This is a genomic window from Laceyella sediminis (assembly GCF_003003125.1).
Taxonomy (GTDB): Bacteria; Bacillota; Bacilli; order Thermoactinomycetales; family Thermoactinomycetaceae; genus Laceyella; species Laceyella tengchongensis.
Window position 1 is genome coordinate 191,664 of the sequence record NZ_PVTZ01000006.1, and the last position, 14,714, is coordinate 206,377.

The following is a 14,714-nucleotide window of genomic DNA, read 5'->3' on the forward strand; positions in this document are numbered from 1 at the left end:
CAACCTCAAATATAAACTTCCTTAAAAATACAGAAAATCGACGACAATTGTATTTTATTCTGCATTTGTTTTGTTTTTCCTTTTTGATCTTCTATATTTTTTCATTTTCCCATAATTTTAAACCAAGTCATGTATCCGATAAATAAGTAACCATGTAGTAGCACTTTAAGTATTAAATGGTGATAGAAGATTTTTATTCGCCATAGACACACAGAAAAAACAGAGGTGTTACCCTCTGCTCTTTAGAACGTCAAGATCTATTCCTGTTTTGCTTGTTAAATGCATATGCAAGTGCAAAAATATTACCGATCAACGATAATCGGAAGTTAGATATACTAAAGTATCGGTATTTATTAAGTGTATTCAACGTTTCTTTCTTTATTTTTTCTTCTCCATACACAATGAAAGGAATCTCATCATTTTTTTCCATAAGCATTTTTGCAATGGTAATTAAATCTTGGTCGCTGGATCCATCAGCCGACATAATATATCGGTAAATTAGGATATCAAATTCATTATTTTCCAGTGCTTGGTGCAGTTGATCGCGATCAAACAATTTGACTTGAACATGTTGAATGCCACGTCGACGAATCAAGTCCACTTCCTCTGTTTCCATTTTTTTGATCTCTGCTTCAGGCCCCATCACCCAAATGCGTGAAGAAGTAAATGTTTTTTCATTTTCAATATTCTTTTTCAGTGCAACATAATCTTGTTCTGTTTCACGAGCAACCTGTTCTAACGTATCCTTATACTGTTTCTCCATTTGCAATCGAACCTGCTGCAACTGATTGTGGTAATCTTTAATGGCCAAAGCAAGTTCATTATGAAATTGTTTTTCAATCATTTGCTTCTCTTCTCTTAATTGTTGTTGAAACTCTTTATTTAACTCTTTTTTGGTTTGGTCTAACTCTAGCTCCATTTGTTTTCTTAAATCCATTTTCGTTTGACCGATATAATAAATAACAATATAGCCTCCAATAGCTAGCAAAGCCGTTTGCGCCCCTACAAGAAACTGAAACATTGCGAAAAATGAATCGCGTTCGCTTTGCATCGTCTCCTGAAAACGAGTCATTTCTGCTTGAATATGATCTCGGTAATTTTTAACCTCTTCCCCAAGATCTTTTAGCAACTCCCGATGGCCTTCCAAATCTTCAATACGGTTGTTTAATCCTTCTAGTGTGGGTGCCTTTTCTACTTGTTTGGCATCTTCTGCATAAGCCAGAGAAGGAAGACTCAGCAGGATATACAAACAAATATATATGAATAGCCAACATCGCCCTTTCATATGATTCCTCCTCATGTCTCTACCGGGTTAAATAAACTGCACTTTCACTACATACTATCAATTTTAGTGAAGAGCAATGGAATTGAAAAGAATTAAAATTTCCTTCAGCTTTAGTTTTATTTAAATGGTCTATCAATACTTCTTAACTCCAACCATAGGAATCGAACCATTCCGGTAGGGATTGAACATACTTAGAAGCAGGGGTAATGATACCCTGCTTTTTTCATTTGACGTGGAGGACAAGGGATAGTCTAGTCCTCTAGGATCACCTCAACAACAAAAAGAGGCTACTCAGAGCCTCTCTGAAAATTCGCCCCCGCTCATCGAGTATATAATCCCGATCAAGCTCGTGTTAGGTTAAAACAACCTCCTTATAATTAAGCAAAGCGTATTCAATAGCAACTGATGCCATGGCCTTACCCCTCCTGGCCATTCTGTGTTAACTATATTGTTTTATTAGATATTGAAAATAACATCCCCTCTTTTCTGATTATCCGTGATCATTCAATATCAGGTCATGAGAACAGAGCCGCACTACTGTTGTTAAATAAAAAAAGCCAGCTTCCATCATGCGATAGGGCTGGCTTTTATTGTTCGTTGGCGCGTTTCTCTTTTTCCAAGCGACTTACCCGCTTATCAGTGTAGTTCTGCCGCTCTTCCAACAAACGGATGCGCTGATCAAGAAGGTCACTTTTCTCTGAAAACTCAATTTGATTCTCTAGAGTATCCTGCGCTGACATGCGCACAATGTGCTTCACATCCTCTAGCTCCGTTTCAATACGGTCGAAGCGCTTGTCAACCTCATCAAAGCGTTTATCAACTTCGTTGAAACGTTGCTCGAAACGTTGTTCCATATTGTCCAATTTGGAAAGAATTCGCTTTAATAACTCCTCCATCGTCCAGCCTCCTTTCTCTCAGTATAGCAACAATTTCCAATAACAGAAAGCTCATTTCCCTCGGAAAAATAGCATCCAGAACCTGCCGCCCACAACCAGCACGATCCCCAACACATCGATCCACCAAGGAAGAAGTTGACCATCAGTGAAGGCATATAAAAATACGCCCCACACCAGCGGATATGTAAATGTCCTGGCGGTGTACATGAAAAGGAAAATCAGCAATGTTGTTAGCAACGCGACTGAGCCGAAGTCGGTTGGGGGCAACGAGTACATCTCCATGATGCCAAACCACAATACGAACGGCTCTACATATGTCAAAATGGCCAACCAAAATGCATTCTCTCTTGCTTGTGATGGGTCTTGAAAGGTTATATTGATTCTCACAGTCTCACCTCCGTGCCTATCATATCATTTTTCATACAGTTTTGAATACTAACACCTCAGAAGCAAAAACCTAGACTGCAATATATTATATTTTTCTGAAATAAACTTTTCAAATGCTTTGCCGACCAAGGGTAAGACAATTAGGATCAAGATGATGTACCAGAAGATGAGGAGTTTCCCTAAGACATAGGCAGCCCCCATGCTGATCCAAAACAACTTGTGGTGTTTGAACCGGAACTGTTCCCTTGGGTCATACACCCATTCTAATACCACTATGGTAACAACTAAACGCAGAAGGCCGGGAGGAAGGCTGAACGTCTTTCACTATTTCAATACCACTATGGATTCAACTAAAACGCGCTTCGCGGTAAGCGAAGACGATTTTACCACGGAATTTCAATACCACTATGGATTCAACTAAAACCCGTATGTGAACATCAGTCATTTCAAGCATTTTCATTATAACAAAAACCAAAATAATCTGTGAACCGTTAATGATGCGAAAACCCCGGGAGGTTCACAGACTTTTTAGCTCACTAAAGGATAGCTCCAATTACAGTCACGATCAGAGATACTGGGGTTAGGTTCTCCTTTGGCTATCCCAGGCGTAGGACTCTTAGTTGGCAGATTGGATGTGAACCACTTTTCCTTGTTGTATCCCTTGTCATCCTTTCAATATCACTATGGATTCAACTAAAGCTTCGTCGATTCCTTATCTTCACACTATCCCTAAAAAGGCACCGGTGCTACTGGACGGCACTTTTTCTACGAGCAAAAAAACCGACTCATTGGGCGGCGATTTTCTTTAACTCATCAAAAAGAGCTTCTTCTTTTTCAATCAGCGGACGCAATTTGTTATCACTTTTAAGCAGTTCAGTTACCTGGTCAATTTCTTGTCGAAGCGCAGAGCTTGCGAGCGGATCTTCCTGACGAAATATGTATAAGCTGTCATAAGATTTGACCATTGACTGACAAGCGTCTGGCGCATCATTTCCAACTCACCTTCAAAGGTGTTAATGTAGCGATCAAATTGGGTGATCAGTTGCTCGCGGTGCTCATGAATGGCGTATTGAAGATACTGGAGTGCAGCGGATGGGATTTGTTTATAGATTTTAGTCATTATCTTTTCTCCTTTGACGGGGGTTCATCTCATGATAACAATATTGTCAAGTGAGAACTAGTAAAAGATGATCACATGAGATGGTGTAATCGTGTAACAAAAATGAACGTTTATGATACACATTTGATACCACTATGGATTCAACTAAAACAGGTTTTGGTAGATGAGGTGCACCAAATCTTAGATCATTTCAATACCACAATGGTTACAACTAAACGTAGCTCAACCCGAAACGTTTAAACAGCTGATTAAATTTCAATACCACTATGGTTACAACTAAACCTGCCGCCGCAGATGCTGGTTCCTTGGCTGGAGATATATTTCAATACCACTATGGTTACAACTAAACCCGTATGTGAACATCAATCATCTCAAGCATTTTCATTATATCAAAAACCAAATTAATCTGTGAACCGTTAATGATGCAAAAACCCCGGGAGGTTCACAGACTTTTTATCTTACTAAAGGATATGCTACATATCCAATATCCACTATCCTCCACTTCTTTTTAGCATATCTTTGCTTCCAACATCAACTGAACATACAAGCCCGTCTCTTGCCATTCTCATCTCGTTTCGGTAGACAATACAAGTGAAAAAAGTCATTTGCAACGTATAGCAGCTTTCTTTTGAGATACTTTCATCTGGTTTACCATCCTGATAAAGTTTTCACAGGCAGCCGGTGTGGGACTGCCATTGATAATCAAAATAACATCTTCCAGCTCAATCACTTTTTGTTTTGAACGTTGTTTGCTCATCCCATCCGTCAACTCCTTGAGATCTGCTTACACTCTCCCGTAGCACTTAGACAAACCTGAAAATGATATAGCGAAAAACTAAATAAACAATGAACAACACCAAGATTACTGGCAAAAACAAGAATAAGCCTCCCAATCCATACCCGATGCCAACTGCAATCCAAAACGCCTTATGATCTTTTCTCAATGGTTTATTCACACCCTGACTCATAGGCATGAATCTGGCTTTCATATCTGCAACCATTTGCTTACCTTGGCCAGTCAAAATCCGTTCCATCAGTGATGTGATTTGCAAGAGCAAATAGAGGATCACCACGCTGGTCGTCCCCACTAAAAGCATGATTGAGACAACAGATGTGTGCGCAACGAACTCATCAAACAACACCATCTCCCTTTCTTTTGGAAAATAAAAAAGGTGTTCCTGATCCCTTCGGTTTGGTATCAAGCCACCTCTCCACTGTTCACTCACTTTTTCTCGCTACGCCAAGTAACAGCAATCAATTAACTTCAAATCAAAACAAAAAAAGACAGGTATCATTAGTCGGCATTAAAAATCACACATCATCCCTTTTCTCATCGGTGCCAGCACATTTGTGTGATAGGTACACATTCTAGCCCTGCATAGGGATATGCTTTTGTACAGCAACCTGTATACGTTTAAGTACGCACTGCCAGTGACTCCAGAAAGTAGGATGTTTCCTCCCCTTCTTTGAAAAAACGCATCTCCGGCGGTGGGTTTTTCATCTCGCGAAACTCCCATTCTCGCTGCACCACTTCCAACCAGCTTTTCATCAACTCCACCCGACTTCGTGATGTGGTCACCCAGATAACAGGCTTGCGTGAGCTGGCTCGTACAGCCAATTGATTAAAGGCTCGGTAATAGCGTCTGTATTTGGCCTTGATCTTGGTTGGGCTTTCGTTGGCCGTATCGTATTCAATCCAGAAAGAGCTATCATCGATCTCCAAGCATAGATCAGGACGGGGCAATTCCTTTTCTTCTTCCTGCTTTAGCTTCACATCTTGCCACTCTTGCCATCTCACCACTTCCCACGGATATCGAAACATCTCCGTAGCCTCATAAGTGTTGTAAAAACGGAGCCGATCTAGCGCTTCATCTCTACCCATGGCGTGCATAAGCCGGATCAAGATCTCCGTCATCCTGCGATAATGCCGTTTCTGCGACTCGCTTCGTTCATAATACCGACGATCTTCCTCCAACCAGCCCATCACCCATTTCCAACCGGCCGGCCCCAATTGGTACATGCGCGGCCCTTTATTAAATGGGGCAGTGCATGACTGGATGTGCTTTTCCTCTTTGCTTTTTTTATTTAACCGTTTGATGGTTTGATCCACAGTATGAACGGATCTTGCCAACAACTTGGCGAGTTGGTAACGATCGGCCATGCCCAAGTAAAAAAGGAGCAACATCATTTTCTCCTGTGTCTCCAGTTCATCATTGCGCAAAACATCGATCACCATCGCACCAACCCCTTAAAAGTCAATCTCGACTGTTTTGGTCGCCTTCTTTTCCTTTTTCGCCGGCCATTGATACATCTGTTTCAACTCTTTATAAATGCGTTTTTGAACCAACTCACTGGGTCCCGGTGAACAGTGGAAGCAAGGCGGGTGGTTGGTTTTTCCACACACTGATCGCGTAAGGTTTGCAGAAATGCTTCCTCACATGAAAATTCCCCGGTTTGAAATGACGGACTATCCATCAACGATAAATCCCAGGCATTAGCAAAGATGAAGTCGCTCAGTTTCTCGCATGCAAGGATTTGTGCTTCATCATAAAGAGATTCTACGATCACGGGTGGGTCTTCGGTGCCATTTAGCAAGACCCACCATGACCAACATCCTTGGCACTCACTAAAGAAATAAACGCCTTCATTGGCCTTCATATTGTCAGGAAGACTCAGGAACGTTAATCCCAATTCCTGCTCCTTTTTGGTTATTACCAGTTATCAATTCCAAATAGATCATTTCGATTGTGTATTCGGAATATTTATACCACGATATTGACATAACCTTTGGTAATGACCAGTATCACTTTGAAAAATCATTTTGGAGGATATACTGTGGCACGAAAAGATTACTATCATCAACCAAACGCCCCCCAACCCAACTCCATTGTTCCGGCTGCCTCGGCAGTGGTCACAGATTCAAACGGAAAAATCTTGTTTCATAAACGCAGAGACAACGCGCTATGGTCTTTGCCAGGTGGAGCGTTGGAACTAGGCGAATCCATCGAACAAGCGATCAGCCGGGAAGTGAAAGAAGAGACGGGGTTTGAGGTGGAGGTGTTGAAATGTATCGGGATTTACACTGATCCTGAGCACATCATCGCCTACTCAGATGGGGAAGTGCGCCAACAGTTTTCCATCTGTTTTGAATGCCGAATTATTGGTGGTGAATTATCCATTAGTTCGGAGTCGTATGAAGTCCAATTTTTCACCGTAGAAGAAACGAAACAGCTTGCGATGCATCCCGCCCAACGCGTTCGCATCCAAGACTATCTGCAACATCAGGAAAAAGCCTTTATCCGGTGAATGAGGTGAACCAGATGAGCAACTCCAAAATAGACGAGGTCGTAAAAATCATTCATGAACGGATTATAGAAGGGAAATATGTGGCTGGACAACGATTGCCAGCAGAACGCGTATTAGCCGAAGAATTGGGGGTTAGCCGCCCCACCATCCGAACAGCGCTCCTTCGACTTCAATCAGACAATCTCATCGATATTGTGCCTCGCGGTGGCATTTTTGTCCGTTCCCATGCGCCAAAAGTAAAAATGGGTGGCGGAACTCCCAAAAACAAAGGACCTGAATTGCAGCAAGTCGGTTCTTTCATCCATTCCATGCGTGCGTCTGGTCGGGATATACTCATCCGCTATCTGGAACCATCCTCCATCCGCCCCGCCGGCGAAGAGATTGGCGCTAAGCTCAACATACCGGAGCATGAGAACATATTGCGTCGCTATCGCGTGCAACTAGTTGACCGCGTTCCTTACTGGATCTTGGACACCTATCTGCTCGCCTCTGTAGCTGGCGAATTGGTTGGGCAAGAAGATCACCAACTTCCGTTGTTCAAATGGCTGCGTGAGCATAAACAACTGCTACCCATCCGCACGCATGAACAACTCACCTGTCGCATGCCATCAGCCGATGAGGCCACCCTCCTCCATATCGGAAGAAACCAACCAATCGTGGAAATGGACCGCTGGATCTGGGCCAAACCTGAAAACGGCGATCACGATGAAGAAATCTTGTTTGAATACAGCCGCATTATCGCCAACGCTTCATTACATGAATTTGCTTATACCTATGAGATTGCTGAGGATGCGAGCAAATAGCCATCACCCACTTGCTTTTTACTGCAAGTGGGCATTCATTATGAAGGGGTGATTGAGATTTATGGATGTTTCAACCCATAAACAAAATCTCGAAAACTATCAGCAATTTTATAAGTGTTTGCATCTTCATCTGACTGCGCAAAATGGAATGCGTGATCCCAATAGTAAACTCCTTCATTGCCAAGATCAGTAACTAATACAATTTTCCCTGATCCAGGACAATCGCCGATGATTATGCTGTTAGGCAACAAATCATCTCTATACTCATGATACCACATGACCAAATCAAAAGACTTTTCCACTCCCAGTCCATACATTACATCCAGCAGAATGCACTCATTTAGTTCTTTTACATAAAAAGTGCTGTACCTTACTAAGGCTGTGCCTCCATTATACTTTCGCAAAAAGTCTTTATAATCTTCCGGAAGCGAAAACCCAATTTGTTGCTCAAGACTTTGTATCATTTCTTTTGTTGCTTTACCAAAACCCTTTATGTTCATAGGAAACAAACCTCACTTTATTTTTTCTTTCTGGCATGAAAGATCATAGTAATCAGCGAGATACATCTGCCTATATGCCCCCATCACGTGGTAAAAGTCATCATAATTCCCCATTAACAGTATAAGGGATCAATATGTCAAAACAGCGCAAAATTAAAAAAGCGCCATATTGGCGCTATAAAAAGTTAGTAATCGGTTCTTTCATATAAAGAAATAATGAACTCTGTAAAAGAAGATCCGACTACCCGAACACGATCTAAATTAAATCCCGTGCTATCAAAAATCTCCGAAAGAGCATCATCAGAGGAAAACCAGATGATCACTGGATTTTCTTTGTTTTTATCATAAAAAAAACAATAGCGATTTAAGGCTGAATCAAATCCAAAGGGAACAATCAGTCCTTTTTCTTTAAATTCTTCTTCACCAAAATACAGGGCCTCAACTTCATCGAAGATCTCTTCCGGATCATAAAACTCATCAAAATGATAATGCTCCTCATTGATAAGAATGTGTCCATGGCCGCTTTCTGGTCGTCTATATTGTTGAACCCAATTTACATAGTCTTGTGGAAATTGCACTTCTAGTCTTGCTTCAACTTCATCAAATTGTTCAACAGGCATTTTTTCTTCTCGCTTTATCCAAGTAATCATGTAACAAATCCCCTCCCCCCTGCTCCTGCTTTAAAGCAAAGTTGAAACAAGTCTAAGTAGATGGATAGTACAAGCTATTCACTAATTCGCTAAACGATCCTTTTATTTTAGTAACGACATAATCTGGATCATCCTCATAATGAGCCTCCCAATTAATTAGCACGATTGAGGGAGATTCAGTTGATCCTCGATAATCGAAACAATACCATTTGTTCTGTCCATCCAATGCAAAGGGAACAAACCCTGTAGGAAGGGAAGGGTCAGAGTCATCAGTGAGATACATCTGTCTATATTCCCCAATCACATGGCAAAAGCCATCATCATCCCCTACTTCTTCTGAAATAGATAACCACCGATCGAAAGAATAGGGTTCACCATCTACATCAATGTAACATCCGGGATTGCTTCCATGATAAACCTTCGCCCATTTTACATAAGCACTAGGCAAACGCTGACCAACAAACTCCTCAATCCGCTGAATATCTTCATCTGTAGCCAGCTGCTTTACTGCTTCCCATTTAGTCATTGTTCCCCCTCCTGATTGAGCCACACAGGTAGGCTCTATTTTAGCTAATCTCTCGGCTCATAAAGCATATCTAGAAACTGAGAAAAGGAGTCGGCAATCTTTTTAATATTGTCTTCATCACGCTCATGATAGAAGAAAACAACAATCGGCTCCCCAGCTACAAGTGTACGATAATCAAAACAAATGAAGTTTCCTGCCGGATCATCAGCGAAAGGAACCAGTTCTATTGAGCCTTGTGTTCTCCAATCAATACTTCATGTGCCTCCAACACTTTGTATATGTTATAATATCTCTAATAAACTTGAGACATTATCATCAAAATTGATCTTCAATAGGCTCCCTTATTTTTTAAGATTTGGTGGTGGGAATGAAATGAAAAAGGATTTCCAAGGGTTTTGGCTACCATTAGATGAATATACTAGTCCCATTCCAGTAACAGATGAAATGATAGCTCAAGCTGAACAAAAGCTAAATTTCAAACTTCCTAGTTCTTACATAGAGCTAATCAAAACACAAAATGGCGGAATTCCTGCCAACTCTTGCTTTCCAACAACCGTTCGAACCTCTTGGGCAGAGAATCATATTGCGATTGAAAATATTCGTGGCATTGGAGGAACTGACGGTATTGACTCTGAAGAACTCCGAAGTATTGATGAAGATTGGGGTTATCCTATTCATCTAGGATTTGTAATATGTGATTGTCCATCAGCAGGTCACGATGCAGTGATGTTAGATTATAGCCAATGTGGAAAAAATGGTGAGCCCCGAGTTATTCATGTTGATGTTGGAAATCCCGATGAACCTACGATCACTGTCCTTGCAAAGGATTTTAAAACCTTTATAAATGGGTTGGTTAATTGTAAAGAATATGAAGAATGAAAAAAGCGCCTAATGGCGCTTTTAACCATATTGATAGGTCTCACTTTTTCATTTCAGATATTCCACCTACATGAGTAAACTGTCTATGAATAGAATATTCTACAAGCATCATTGTCGTTCCATCTTGATGATGATGCCAAGTATATCCTTTTGGTGGTCTATGACTTGCTGGAACAGGTGGATCAGAATTTTTATCTAAACCCGCTTTTGCGTTGGCTTCTCTGAAATCTTTTTGGCGATCCTCAGGATTTGAAAACTTAATTTTAACCGGTTTAACTTTCGGATGAATATATTTTGAAAAATCAGGATATCCATCAGGGTAGCTTACTGATTTACCTTCACTATTTGTATAAGTCCAAACCCCCTTGTCATCTATAGTGATACTTCCACCTTTATTTAACCACTTTTCAGGGTTAGGTGAATTCTTCGGCTTTGTTGCAAGTATTTCCTTGGTAAATTTCTCTTCACCATTTTTGGTAAATTGCTTAACTCGTTTATTATTAACTTTATCTTTTTTTGGATTTTTCATGGCACAATGACAACTGTCAGGTACCAGCGTATCCTTAGCTATCCGACCGACTTTAACCAACTTAACAGGTGTCGGTAGGCTCTCGACCATGTTCCATAGGCGATTTGGAAGCGGAATAGACTTTCCATTCTTGTCCTTCCCATTCCACGCTTCCATGAACATTTCTTTATCGAAAATAAGTTTCTCTGGATTCTCAATAATGTCGTTTACACTAGCCTTCAAATTATCCCATGAATCCTTGGCATAGCCTAAAGGATCAGAAGTTAACTTATCCCAAGCAGCCTTATAGTCCTCAAATCCAAATACTTCAGAAAAATAAGCTCCTGGCTCATTGATAGCACGTTTAATATCCTCATTTAAAATCTGATCCTTCTGTTTACCTAACCAATTGATGCCTTGATCAATTTTATTTCCCGCCCAATCAATACCATCCAAAGTCTTCTGTTTTAACCGGTCAAGAAGGCTTGGTTCTTTTTCGCCTGGAGACTTCATTGGCTGCACATCAGAAAGACTGGGGGGCTTGGAATGATCACTCGTTACAATCTGGGGTGATGTTGGTTCGGTTGGCTTATTTACGTCCTGGTTGGGTGTGTCACTTAGTACCTCTTCCACTTTCTCTTGCAGAGATTGTTGGATTTCTGAACTATTTACTGCAGTCAAAAGCAACCCAGCTAAAAGAGCACCAGCTACAATGATGATGATATACTCTACCGTTGAAGCCCCTCGCTTTGAATGTAAATGCTGTTTAACTCTTTTAAGCCAATGCTTCATCATTCCTTCCCCTTCCTTAGTTACTGTGACAAAGCCAGAAGAAATAGAAGTAAAATAAGTACTAGAGGAACAAGAATGATCGAAGCAAAACCTTTCCAAGAGCCTATCTCATGAATTTCTCCAATGATTTTGGAATGGACAATGATGTAATAAATCGTCATGACAAAGTTTGCTGTCAGACAAAGAAAAAACAATAAGGCAAGGAACATGGAAGAATCAATATCAGGAGTGTTAGAAGTGAAGTTCTCTTGCCGAAAGATCAGCAACATGGGTATGAACAAGGCCAGCTTTGTCGTATATGCCACCGTCGCCCATGCACTGGCTTCACTCGTCTCCCTGAATGTTGCTACACCTCCGAATAACCTGGCCACACCGAATGTACAAAGGCTTCCTAAAAACCAGGCGACCGCTCCTAGGATGGGACCAATCACCATGGATAAAAGCAGAATTACCGGTATAGAGGTGGTATCCCCTGCGTCTCTATTCATGGCTTGTTCTAGACACAAGGTAATCCCAAACAGTGGAATTAACACAAATAACAACTTCGATGATGTTTCCTCCATTGCTTGTCGAATGGTGTTTTTTGGTTGCTTTATGAGCGGAACCCAATACACTCGCAAAACATCTAACACAAGCATTACACCCTTTCTATTTCACAACTACTCCAATGATGTCATCTTTCTTAATGGCACCAAACTGGCGGCTATCATAGCTCGTCAAACGGTTATCTCCGAGAACAAAGAAATGGTCTGCAGGCACCACCACGGTTTCTTGATTAACCCTTTTGTCCAAGCGTGGACGATACGGTTCCATCAAGATTTGCCCGTTGATATATAGCTGGCCTTCCTTTATCTCGACTGTCTCATTTCCAAAAGCAACAACTCGTTTCGTATGCACCTGATTGACTCCTGGAGCTCGAAAAACGATTATATCCCCTCGCTTAATGGTATCGGGATTCTTTTTAACCAGATACACTTCCCCTTCCATTAAGGCTGGCTCCATGCTTTTGCCAACTCCTTGATAAAATCCGAAGAGTGAGTTCCAGAAAACAATCAACAAAAAAAAGAGACCTAATAGGCTCCCTATCCCACTTTTGGTCTTAAACCAAGCCACATAGCTCCTCCTTTCTACTAACAATTTTCCGTTAAATTTATATATTTATCCCTTTTGATTATAGCCAATTAAAAGATTTTTATCTACAAAACCAAGTTTGAACTAAACCAAAAAGCAATAAACCTTCGCAAACGCTGACCAACAAACGCCTCAATCCGCTGGATGTCTTCATCTGTAGCCGGTTGCTTTACTGCTTCCCACTTAGCCATTTTAAATCCCTCCTGTTTAGTCAATTACAAAATAAAAGAGCCCGCACAAGTAGGCTCTTCTTTAAAATATTTTCGTTGCTAGTCTCTCGGCTCATAGAGCATATCTAGAAACTGAGAGAAGGAGTCGGCAATCTTTTTAATATTGTCTTCATCACGCTCATGATAGAAGAAAACAACAATCGGCTCCCCAGCTACAAGTGTACGATAATCAAAACAAATGAAGTTTCCTGCCGGATCATCAGCGAAAGGAACAAGTTCTATTGGAGCTTCGTGTTCTCCAATCAATACTTCATGTGCCTCCAAGATTGAAAAATTATCTTCGTCCTCGTTGAAGTTAAACAGATTTCCAAAGACTTTCTCTTTCTCATTCCCCAAATCAAATAAAAGTTTTGTTTTGGGACGTCCCGCATTATTTTTTAATACACAATCAAAAAAAGACTTTGGAAAATGAACTCCCAATTCCGTTTCAACTTCCCGTATCCGCTTTTCATCAATGGGCTTTTTATACTCCCATTCCATTGTAAAACTACCTCCAATACCAACTTTTCACCTAAATGCCATTACCGCACCAAACATCTCTTCCGCCTGTATAACCTGTTATACCCGATGGAATATAAATAACTTTGTACATACATCGCCATCCGTATTAAAATAACAGATAATTTTCAGGATAAATACTTTTGCAGTTTTAAGCCTCAATTAACCCTTTGGTATCCAAAGGGTTTGGTGACCTCCCTAAAATTGAATCCAATTTCGAATTAGAATAGCAACATACCCGTACAAGTATTACATTCTATTTGACCATATTGAGCCCACTTTGGAATTAAGCAACAAAAATCCTCTGATTCAGTCAGAGGATTTTTGTTATGGATAATATTCGGATGAAATTCCGAGAAACGCACTATTGGCACCGCTACGTTATGTGTTTATATCCAAACTCTCCTTAATTTCTCTTAACAGTTTGCAAACCTCTTCCTCATGCTCTGGATATTTTTTGATATATTCTTTACTGTGATCGATAAGGCAATTATAAAAATCCTTAAAACTCAAATAGCCCATTGTATCTTCTTCCGCCGCAGGATAATCTTTAATTAAAGATACTTCATCTTCTTTACAACGATATTCCTCCCATTCATCAAAATCATCACGAAATAGAATGCCAACACATTCTATTCCGAAACCTGATTTATCTTTAAAATTATTTAATGCATCAATAAAATAACCATCTCCAATATGCCAAAAATAATATTTCATAAAATCCTTTTTCTCTTTATCATCATAAAAGATTTTATATGTTTGCTCCTCATGATTGTACATACATTAAAACCTCCCTATTTCCCGATAATAACCAAGTTATTATTTAAACGTAGGGAAAAAATTTGTAATTTCCCCTTGATCATTTATATATCCTCTAAATTTCATCCCATTGGAACTATAGCCCTCTACTTCTCTCCCAGTAATCCTTTTCGCTTTGATACCTTCTTCCATCGCCTCTTTTCCCCATTGAATCATTTGAGCATCTGTATAAACATTAGGGTCATATACAGTTTTAGGAAATCGTATTGTCTTAAATTGACCAGAGGGAATTAGTTTTCCATCCGGACCATAAGTTAAGGATGGAATCTTGTATCGTACTTCATACAAGCCGGGAAAAGTAGGATGTTGCTGTTTACTAATTATTAAATTGCTCGGATCCATACCTGTTGTTTCCAATGTTTTATAGAAGTCATGCATATTATG

The 14,714-nt window shown here is 40.4% G+C and carries 22 protein-coding genes; 3 read left to right on the forward strand and 19 right to left on the reverse strand.

The genetic code is table 11. From position 1 onward, the window contains the following. Positions 1–250 precede the first annotated feature (250 nt). The 8 genes from CLV36_RS09305 to CLV36_RS09340 all read right to left on the reverse strand — a co-directional run bounded on the left by CLV36_RS09305 (position 251) and on the right by CLV36_RS09340 (position 6,379). Positions 251–1,285, reverse strand: a complete 1,035-nt coding sequence (locus CLV36_RS09305) for a hypothetical protein (RefSeq protein WP_106342487.1) — start codon at positions 1,283–1,285, stop codon at positions 251–253. A gap of 587 nt (positions 1,286–1,872) precedes the next feature. Next, entirely contained in the window at positions 1,873–2,181 is a 309-nt protein-coding gene (locus CLV36_RS09310; RefSeq protein ID WP_106342488.1) for a hypothetical protein, read from the reverse strand. A 51-nt stretch (positions 2,182–2,232) separates the two neighbouring features. Next, a complete protein-coding gene (locus CLV36_RS09315) occupies positions 2,233–2,568 on the reverse strand; it encodes a hypothetical protein (protein ID WP_106342489.1) in 336 nt (111 codons plus the stop codon). 877 nt (positions 2,569–3,445) lie between these two features. After that, complete coding sequence (locus tag CLV36_RS09325; protein ID WP_106342491.1) at positions 3,446–3,688, reverse strand: hypothetical protein; 243 nt, start codon at positions 3,686–3,688, stop codon at positions 3,446–3,448. A 601-nt stretch (positions 3,689–4,289) separates the two neighbouring features. Next, positions 4,290–4,445 (reverse strand): hypothetical protein, encoded by a 156-nt coding sequence (locus CLV36_RS17295; protein WP_181352954.1) that lies wholly within the window; start codon positions 4,443–4,445, stop codon positions 4,290–4,292. Positions 4,446–4,491: 46 nt separating this feature from the next. Next, positions 4,492–4,827, reverse strand: a complete 336-nt coding sequence (locus tag CLV36_RS09330; RefSeq protein ID WP_146130620.1) for a hypothetical protein — start codon at positions 4,825–4,827, stop codon at positions 4,492–4,494. 275 nt (positions 4,828–5,102) lie between these two features. After that, positions 5,103–5,924, reverse strand: a complete 822-nt coding sequence (locus CLV36_RS09335) for a replication-relaxation family protein (protein ID WP_106342493.1) — start codon at positions 5,922–5,924, stop codon at positions 5,103–5,105. Between the two features lie 80 nt (positions 5,925–6,004). After that, entirely contained in the window at positions 6,005–6,379 is a 375-nt protein-coding gene (locus CLV36_RS09340; protein WP_106342494.1) for a hypothetical protein, read from the reverse strand. Between the two features lie 144 nt (positions 6,380–6,523). Between CLV36_RS09340 and CLV36_RS09345 the strand changes: the two genes are divergently transcribed. Both CLV36_RS09345 and CLV36_RS09350 read left to right on the forward strand, forming a co-directional pair. Further along, positions 6,524–6,994: an NUDIX domain-containing protein gene (locus tag CLV36_RS09345; protein ID WP_181352955.1), complete on the forward strand. Its 471-nt coding sequence runs from the start codon at positions 6,524–6,526 to the stop codon at positions 6,992–6,994. A gap of 14 nt (positions 6,995–7,008) precedes the next feature. Further along, complete coding sequence (locus tag CLV36_RS09350) at positions 7,009–7,797, forward strand: GntR family transcriptional regulator (RefSeq protein ID WP_106342496.1); 789 nt, start codon at positions 7,009–7,011, stop codon at positions 7,795–7,797. Positions 7,798–7,856: 59 nt separating this feature from the next. Here the strand turns inward: CLV36_RS09350 and CLV36_RS09355 are convergent, their stop codons facing one another. The 4 genes from CLV36_RS09355 to CLV36_RS09370 all read right to left on the reverse strand — a co-directional run bounded on the left by CLV36_RS09355 (position 7,857) and on the right by CLV36_RS09370 (position 9,724). Next, complete coding sequence (locus CLV36_RS09355; protein ID WP_106342497.1) at positions 7,857–8,297, reverse strand: SMI1/KNR4 family protein; 441 nt, start codon at positions 8,295–8,297, stop codon at positions 7,857–7,859. A gap of 185 nt (positions 8,298–8,482) precedes the next feature. Next, positions 8,483–8,947: an SMI1/KNR4 family protein gene (locus tag CLV36_RS09360; RefSeq protein ID WP_106342498.1), complete on the reverse strand. Its 465-nt coding sequence runs from the start codon at positions 8,945–8,947 to the stop codon at positions 8,483–8,485. A 52-nt stretch (positions 8,948–8,999) separates the two neighbouring features. Continuing rightward, a complete protein-coding gene (locus CLV36_RS09365) occupies positions 9,000–9,473 on the reverse strand; it encodes an SMI1/KNR4 family protein (RefSeq protein WP_102992207.1) in 474 nt (157 codons plus the stop codon). 44 nt (positions 9,474–9,517) lie between these two features. Further along, entirely contained in the window at positions 9,518–9,724 is a 207-nt protein-coding gene (locus tag CLV36_RS09370) for an SMI1/KNR4 family protein (protein ID WP_102993811.1), read from the reverse strand. A 121-nt stretch (positions 9,725–9,845) separates the two neighbouring features. On the opposite strand from CLV36_RS09370, the gene CLV36_RS09375 reads away from it, so the two are divergent. Beyond that, positions 9,846–10,352 carry an SMI1/KNR4 family protein gene (locus CLV36_RS09375; protein WP_102992205.1) on the forward strand — a complete coding sequence of 169 codons (507 nt, stop codon included), beginning with the start codon at positions 9,846–9,848 and terminating at the stop codon, positions 10,350–10,352. A gap of 40 nt (positions 10,353–10,392) precedes the next feature. On the opposite strand, the gene CLV36_RS09380 is transcribed toward CLV36_RS09375, so the two are convergent. The 7 genes from CLV36_RS09380 to CLV36_RS09405 form a co-directional block, all read right to left on the reverse strand. Next, positions 10,393–11,652: a DUF4244 domain-containing protein gene (locus CLV36_RS09380; RefSeq protein ID WP_181352957.1), complete on the reverse strand. Its 1,260-nt coding sequence runs from the start codon at positions 11,650–11,652 to the stop codon at positions 10,393–10,395. Between the two features lie 20 nt (positions 11,653–11,672). Next, on the reverse strand, positions 11,673–12,284 hold the full coding sequence (locus CLV36_RS09385) for a YIP1 family protein (protein WP_181352958.1): 612 nt from the start codon (positions 12,282–12,284) through the stop codon (positions 11,673–11,675). A gap of 16 nt (positions 12,285–12,300) precedes the next feature. Beyond that, complete coding sequence (gene lepB / locus CLV36_RS09390; RefSeq protein WP_158283227.1) at positions 12,301–12,765, reverse strand: signal peptidase I; 465 nt, start codon at positions 12,763–12,765, stop codon at positions 12,301–12,303. 83 nt (positions 12,766–12,848) lie between these two features. Further along, positions 12,849–12,974, reverse strand: a complete 126-nt coding sequence (locus CLV36_RS17865) for a hypothetical protein (RefSeq protein ID WP_281257248.1) — start codon at positions 12,972–12,974, stop codon at positions 12,849–12,851. A 78-nt stretch (positions 12,975–13,052) separates the two neighbouring features. Next, positions 13,053–13,493, reverse strand: a complete 441-nt coding sequence (locus CLV36_RS09395; protein ID WP_022739158.1) for an SMI1/KNR4 family protein — start codon at positions 13,491–13,493, stop codon at positions 13,053–13,055. Between the two features lie 399 nt (positions 13,494–13,892). Beyond that, positions 13,893–14,291: a ribonuclease toxin immunity protein CdiI gene (gene cdiI / locus CLV36_RS09400; RefSeq protein WP_022739159.1), complete on the reverse strand. Its 399-nt coding sequence runs from the start codon at positions 14,289–14,291 to the stop codon at positions 13,893–13,895. 39 nt (positions 14,292–14,330) lie between these two features. Then, positions 14,331–14,714 (reverse strand): CdiA family toxin C-terminal domain-containing protein (locus CLV36_RS09405; protein ID WP_181352960.1); only part of this gene is annotated, 384 nt, incomplete at its 5' end.

Bases quoted from the DNA above. Each gene is read 5' to 3' on its own strand.
- CLV36_RS09305 (WP_106342487.1), bottom strand. From the start codon at position 1,285: ATGAAAGGGCGATGTTGGCTATTCATATATATTTGTTTGTATATCCTG.
- CLV36_RS09310 (WP_106342488.1), bottom strand. From the start codon at position 2,181: ATGGAGGAGTTATTAAAGCGAATTCTTTCCAAATTGGACAATATGGAA.
- CLV36_RS09325 (WP_106342491.1), bottom strand. From the start codon at position 3,688: ATGACTAAAATCTATAAACAAATCCCATCCGCTGCACTCCAGTATCTT.
- CLV36_RS17295 (WP_181352954.1), bottom strand. From the start codon at position 4,445: ATGAGCAAACAACGTTCAAAACAAAAAGTGATTGAGCTGGAAGATGTT.
- CLV36_RS09335 (WP_106342493.1), bottom strand. From the start codon at position 5,924: ATGGTGATCGATGTTTTGCGCAATGATGAACTGGAGACACAGGAGAAA.
- CLV36_RS09350 (WP_106342496.1), top strand. From the start codon at position 7,009: ATGAGCAACTCCAAAATAGACGAGGTCGTAAAAATCATTCATGAACGG.
- CLV36_RS09355 (WP_106342497.1), bottom strand. From the start codon at position 8,297: ATGAACATAAAGGGTTTTGGTAAAGCAACAAAAGAAATGATACAAAGT.
- CLV36_RS09360 (WP_106342498.1), bottom strand. From the start codon at position 8,947: ATGATTACTTGGATAAAGCGAGAAGAAAAAATGCCTGTTGAACAATTT.
- CLV36_RS09365 (WP_102992207.1), bottom strand. From the start codon at position 9,473: ATGACTAAATGGGAAGCAGTAAAGCAGCTGGCTACAGATGAAGATATT.
- CLV36_RS09375 (WP_102992205.1), top strand. From the start codon at position 9,846: ATGAAAAAGGATTTCCAAGGGTTTTGGCTACCATTAGATGAATATACT.
- CLV36_RS09380 (WP_181352957.1), bottom strand. From the start codon at position 11,652: ATGAAGCATTGGCTTAAAAGAGTTAAACAGCATTTACATTCAAAGCGA.
- CLV36_RS17865 (WP_281257248.1), bottom strand. From the start codon at position 12,974: ATGGCTAAGTGGGAAGCAGTAAAGCAACCGGCTACAGATGAAGACATC.
- CLV36_RS09395 (WP_022739158.1), bottom strand. From the start codon at position 13,493: ATGGAATGGGAGTATAAAAAGCCCATTGATGAAAAGCGGATACGGGAA.
- cdiI (WP_022739159.1), bottom strand. From the start codon at position 14,291: ATGTACAATCATGAGGAGCAAACATATAAAATCTTTTATGATGATAAA.